Origin of the sequence: Bacillus cereus group sp. Bce019 (genome assembly GCF_051781745.1) — a bacterium.
GTDB classification, from domain to species: domain Bacteria; phylum Bacillota; class Bacilli; order Bacillales; family Bacillaceae_G; genus Bacillus_A; species Bacillus_A cereus.
In genome coordinates this window covers 1-277 of record NZ_JBPWJX010000103.1, presented here as the reverse complement: position 1 = coordinate 277, position 277 = coordinate 1, and the positions used below count along the sequence as shown (strand labels likewise).

Here is a 277-nt window from a genome sequence, read left to right as displayed (position 1 = left end):
CTGTTAAGCCAGCGCCGTGGCGGCGGCCCGCTGCGGGTGCATTATGCCGAGGGTCAACAATGGGAGGATTGGCGCGCGCTGCCCGACCTTGCGTTGGGAAGCACGATGCCGGGGCGGATCGCAACCGCCTATGGCTGGCTTGCCAACAGCTATCAGCCCGGCGACCGGATCTTTCTGTTTGGCTATTCGCGCGGCGCCTTTGCGGTGCGTTCACTGGCGGGAATGATCGGTCGCGTGGGGCTTTTGCGCCCTCAGGCGGCGACCGAACGCCATATCC

The 277-nt window shown here is 65.7% G+C and carries 1 protein-coding gene; it reads left to right on the top strand.

The window, feature by feature from the left end:
- Nucleotides 1–277 (top strand): phospholipase effector Tle1 domain-containing protein (locus ACS2QP_RS27625; RefSeq protein ID WP_438883042.1); only part of this gene is annotated, 277 nt, incomplete at both ends.